The sequence below is a fragment of the Neochlamydia sp. TUME1 genome, assembly GCF_000813645.1.
GTDB lineage: Bacteria > Chlamydiota > Chlamydiia > Chlamydiales > Parachlamydiaceae > Neochlamydia.
Genome location: NZ_JRXI01000170.1, coordinates 1 through 4,940 on the forward strand (window position 1 = coordinate 1; position 4,940 = coordinate 4,940).

At 37.9% G+C, this 4,940-nt stretch carries 3 protein-coding genes and 1 pseudogene; all 4 read right to left on the minus strand.

Going from position 1 to position 4,940, the window contains the following annotated elements; all coding sequences use genetic code 11:
- Nucleotides 1–84 precede the first annotated feature (84 nt).
- On the minus strand, nucleotides 85–2,277 hold the full coding sequence (locus DB41_RS08030; protein WP_052244029.1) for a lipopolysaccharide assembly protein LapB: 2,193 nt from the start codon (nucleotides 2,275–2,277) through the stop codon (nucleotides 85–87).
- 86 nt (nucleotides 2,278–2,363) lie between these two features.
- Entirely contained in the window at nucleotides 2,364–3,941 is a 1,578-nt protein-coding gene (locus DB41_RS08035; protein ID WP_039386182.1) for a DUF294 nucleotidyltransferase-like domain-containing protein, read from the minus strand.
- 123 nt (nucleotides 3,942–4,064) lie between these two features.
- A pseudogene (locus DB41_RS11380) lies at nucleotides 4,065–4,208 on the minus strand (tetratricopeptide repeat protein); the annotation flags it as partial.
- Between the two features lie 76 nt (nucleotides 4,209–4,284).
- A partial coding sequence (locus tag DB41_RS08040; protein WP_039386183.1) for a tetratricopeptide repeat protein occupies nucleotides 4,285–4,940 on the minus strand: 656 nt, incomplete at its 5' end.

The following is a 4,940-nucleotide window of genomic DNA, read 5'->3' on the forward strand; positions in this document are numbered from 1 at the left end:
AATTGATAAGGTATCAACAATATTTCATTAAAAATTAGTCAACAAGAAAAAAGTATATCATCGAGTTAAAAGTTACGAAAAAAACTATTTTTGCCTAGCGTGTGTTAAATAAACCTCTAAGAAGAGACCTAGTAGGTTATTGCAGAATGTTGTTACCGTGGGATGACCTCTTCCATATAGACGGTAGGAGAGTTCTAAAGCTTTACTCATATGCTTAAATGCCTTATTAAAATTGCCTTGTTGTTGATAGGCCTCTCCTAAATTACTATAACAAATTGCCAGTGTAGAGTGATTTTCACCAAAATGCTTAAGGTTAATAGCTAAAGCTTTCTTAAGATATTCAGTTGCCTTGCCTAAATTGCCTTGGTCTTGGTAGATTTGTCCTAAGTTATTGTAATCTCTTGCCACTCGAGGATGATTTTCCCCAAAAAGCTTAACGCTAATGGTAAGCGCTTTGTTGCTATACTCAGCTGCCTTGTCTAAATTGCCTCGGCCTTTGCAAGTTTGCCCGAGGTTGTTGTAAATGATTGCTATATTAGAATGATTTTCACCGAAAAGCTTAAGGTTAATGGCAAGCGCTTTGCTGAGATACTCTTTCGCCTTGTCTAAATAGCCTTGTTCTTTGTAGATTGCTCCTAGATTGCTGTAATTTGTTGCCACCATGGAATGATTTTCACCAAAAAGCTTAAGGTTAAGGGCAAGCGCTTTGTTGAAATACTCTGCCGCCTTGTCTAAATTGCTTTGCTCTTGGTAGATTGCTCCTAGATTGTTGTAATTTGTTGCTACCTGAGAATGATTTTCTCCAAAAAGCTTAACGCTAATGGTAAGCGCTTTGTTGCTATACTCAGCTGCCTTGTCTAAATGGCCTTGCTCTTTGTAGATTTGTCCCAGGTTGTTATAATCGCTTGCAACCTTGGGATGATTTTCACCAAAATGATTAAGGTTAATAGCAAGCGCTTTATTACCATAATCTGCCGCCTTGTCTAAATGGCCTTGGGCCTGGTAGATTGCTCCTAGGTTGCCATAATCGCTTGCAACCTTGGGATGATTTTCTCCAAAAAGCTTAAAGCCAATAGCAAGCGCTTTATTACTGTACTTTTCCGCTTTGTTTAAATTGCCTTGATCACGGTAGAGTGCCCCTAAATTACTGTAGTATCTTGCTACCGTGGGATGGTTTTCTCCAAACCGCTTAAGATCAATGGCAAGCGCTTTAGTGCTATACTCTGCCGCCTTATCTAAATTGAGTTGGGCTTGGTAAATTGCTCCTAGGTTGCTGTAGTCAATTGCTACCAACGGATGATTTTTACCAAAAAGCTTAAGATCTATGTCGAGCGCTTTATTGCTACACTCTTCCGCTTTATCTAAGCTGCCTTGGTCGTGGTAGATTGCTGCCAGGTTGCTGTAGCGAATTGCCACGGTGGGATGATTTACACCAAAGAGCTTAAGGTCAATGGTAAGCGCTTTGTGAATATATTTTATTGCTCTGTCTAAATTGCGTTGCTCTTGGTAAATTAGTCCTAAGTTATTGTAATCTCTTGCCACGGCGGAAGGATTTTCTCCAACAAACTTAAAATCGATGTTAAGCGCTTTCTTGCTACACTGTAACGCTTTGTCTAAAGCACCTTGCTCTAGGTAGAATTGTCCTAAGTTATTGTAATTTCTTGCCACCTTGGGATGGTTTTCTCCGAAAAGTTTAAGGTTGATGATAAGCGCTTTATTGCTATAATCTGCTGCCTTATCTAAATTGCCTTGATCGTGGTAGACTTGCCCTAAGTTATTGTAATCTATTGCCACGGTGTGATGATTTTCACCAAAAAGCTCACGTTCAATGGTAAGCGCTTTACGAATATATTCTATTGCTCTGTCTAAATTGCCTTGCTTGTGGTAGACTGTTCCCAAGGTACTGTAACGAATTGCCATCTTGTGATGTGTTTCTCCAAACAGCTTGAGGTCAATGTTAAGCGCCTTTTTGCTATGCTTTATAGCACTGCCTAAATTGCCTTGCTCTTGGTAGATTTGTCCTAAGTTATTGTAATCTCTTGCTACTCTGGGATGCTCTTCTCCAAAAAGCTCAAGGTCAATGGTAAGCGCTTTACGAATATATTTTATTGCTCTGTTTAAATTACCTTGCTCTTTATAAATAACTCCAAGCGCATTTAAAACTTCCGAGTTATGTGAATTTGCTTTTATTGCTCTATAATACCATTTTTCTGCTTTTCTATTTTGAAAAATCCTTCGACATATATGCCCTTGCGTTGTTGGCGAATTATCTTCCAAATCAGAAGATTTAAGTATGCCTTCATTGCCTGCTAAAAATTCTTGGAAAGATTGATAAAAAGGAATAAAGATGCGATAGATTTTTTTTATTTTTTTAAAGCCTGATGATCTAAAGCAAACTGCTTTTCAATAAGATCTGGATCCTCAAATCCAAAGGGCTTAAGGAGAGGATTCATCATCTCCTGTTGTGCCTGATAATGAGAATAAGTTTTAAGACGCATGAATAATGCTACGCTCATCCAATCCTTTAACTTTTCAGTGGCCGCTTTCGTTATAATCCCTAACTCACTTAGCTTATCGATTCTAGTAAAAGTGTCGAAAGCTTCTACTTTTTTAAGAAGAGCTAGACGATCCAAAGCTAAATGGGGAAACCGATAAAAATCATTTTTAACTTTAAAAAGCATGCCAAGCTTATCTAAATCGCCCATTCCTGGGTCAAAAGCTTCCATATCAGCTAGCATAAGGTGCTCTTTGGCTAAATACTGGCGCAGATCAAGGCTATCTTGATAAGAGGTATTAAGCTTGTTCTGAACAATTTGGTTGTATTGCTCAGTAAGCTTCTCATTGCCTAGCAAATGAGTAAAGTTTAGCAATTCCATAGGAAGATGAGGCTCTTTTTTATGCCACCACTGACCTTCTTTATCTTTACCAATATACTGGGCCATCTTTTCAGGAGTTTGGATAAGCTCAAAGTTTTTGCCATTGCCTAACGGAGTTTTACAGCCTTTCTCTTCTACTCCTGCCCCATCAAAGGCAAAGCCTCGTGGCGTCATGCCATCAAAAAAATGGATGGCTTTTAAGCAAGGAATGTTTAAAGCAGGAAGAATAGTTTCTCCTAAGTTGATAACTTTTAGATGAAGTAGACTTGTAAGATTCCTAAAGTACTTCCTGTTTACTGGAGTGTCTTCTTGTATAAGAATACCAAATTCTAAGTCAGAATAGGGAGTCATCTCTTCTCTGGCTAAAGAGCCAAAGCCTATCATGGCATATTCACAAGGAGCAGCACCTAAGGCATCAATGGCTTGATTGACTAGAATGCTAAAGAAGTTTTTTACCCCTTTTGCAATGTCTCTATAAAGATCTCTTACTTCTTGAGGGGCGGGATTTTCGGGCAGTACTTGAATCTTTTTTTCTATTTCTTCTCTAAAATTTTTTAATACCTCGCGATTACTTTCGAATTGTTTTTCTATTAAATCATTGCTTAAAGATTTTCCTTCACAAAGTTTAGTAAGCAAGCGTTGAGCATTAAAAAGTTTTTCTTTGATAATCTTTTGTTGATCATTCGAAGAAATACGTAAGGAGTAGTTGTATAATCCTACGGCTTGTAGGAAGGTTTCAGCAGTTCCTTTATCGCTATAAATATCACCTAATTTTTCTATGCAAAAAGCTTCTTTAATAGAGTTCTCATTTTGAACAACAAGCTTTAAAGCTAGAATATAGACTTTTTCAGCTAAAAAGCTGCTTTCAACTAGTTGCTTCCATTCCTTACAGACTAGTTTAGCCTGGCATAGTTCTTGTAATCTTAATTCTCCAAATATCTTCAAACTAATTTCTTTATAGGCAGTAGTATGTCTAGCAGAGGAGCTAAAATCTTTTTCTTTATTTTCAAAGTTGGGAAATATTAGTGAGTGAATACGAGAAGGTTCTAATGAAAGCTGATTCATAAGCTTAGCCTGTTTTTTGTTGGTTATAGTTTTTTTAGCTCAAAATAACTGGGCAATACATTTGAATGCAAGAGCGGTAGGAGAACCTTTACTCATATGTTCAAATGCTTTATCTAAATTGCCTTAGGCTTTATAGATTTGGCCTAAGTTGTTATAATGAGTCGCCAAACTAGTATGATTTTCACCATAAAGCTTAACGTAAATGACAAGCACCTTTATCATATGCTTTGCCGCCTTATCTAAATTGCCTTGGGCTTTGTAGATTTGTCCTAGATTGCTTTAATTTGCCACCTAAGGATGGTTTTCACCATACAGCTTAAGGTTAATAGCAAACGCTTTGTTATCACACTTTGCCACCTTGTCTGAATTGCCTTGAGCAATGTCCACTGGCACGTGCTTTGTTATCACACTTTGCCGCCTTGTCTGAATTGCCTTGGGCTTTGTAAATTTGTCCTAGGTTTTTGTAACAGATTGCCACATTAGGATGATTTTCACCAAGACTCTTAAGGTTAATGACAAGCGCTTTTTTAGCATACTCTTCTGCTTGCTTTAAATTGGTAGACTTTTTTGCTTGTTTTAAATTGCCTTGGGCTTGATAGATTGCTCCTAGGCTGCTATAACAACTTGCCACACTAGGATGATTTTCACCAAAAAGTTTAAGATTGGTAGCAAGCGCTTTGTTACTGTACTCTACTGCTTTGCCTAAATTACCTTGGGCTCTATAAATTTGGCCTAAACTGTTATAATGAGTTGCCACACTAGAATGATTTTCACCAAACAGCTTAACGCTAATGGTAAGCGCTTTGTTGCTATACTCAGCTGCCTTGCCTAAATTGCCTCGCTCTTTATAGACTGCTCCTAGATTGCTGTAATTTGTTGCTACCTGAGGATGATTTTCACCAAAAAGCTTAACGCTAATGGTAAGCGCTTTGTTGCTATACTCAGCTGCCTTGTCTAAATTGCCTCGGCCTTTGTAAATTTGTCCTAGATTGCTGTGGC

Bases quoted from the DNA above. Each gene is read 5' to 3' on its own strand.
- DB41_RS08035 (WP_039386182.1), bottom strand. From the start codon at position 3,941: ATGAATCAGCTTTCATTAGAACCTTCTCGTATTCACTCACTAATATTT.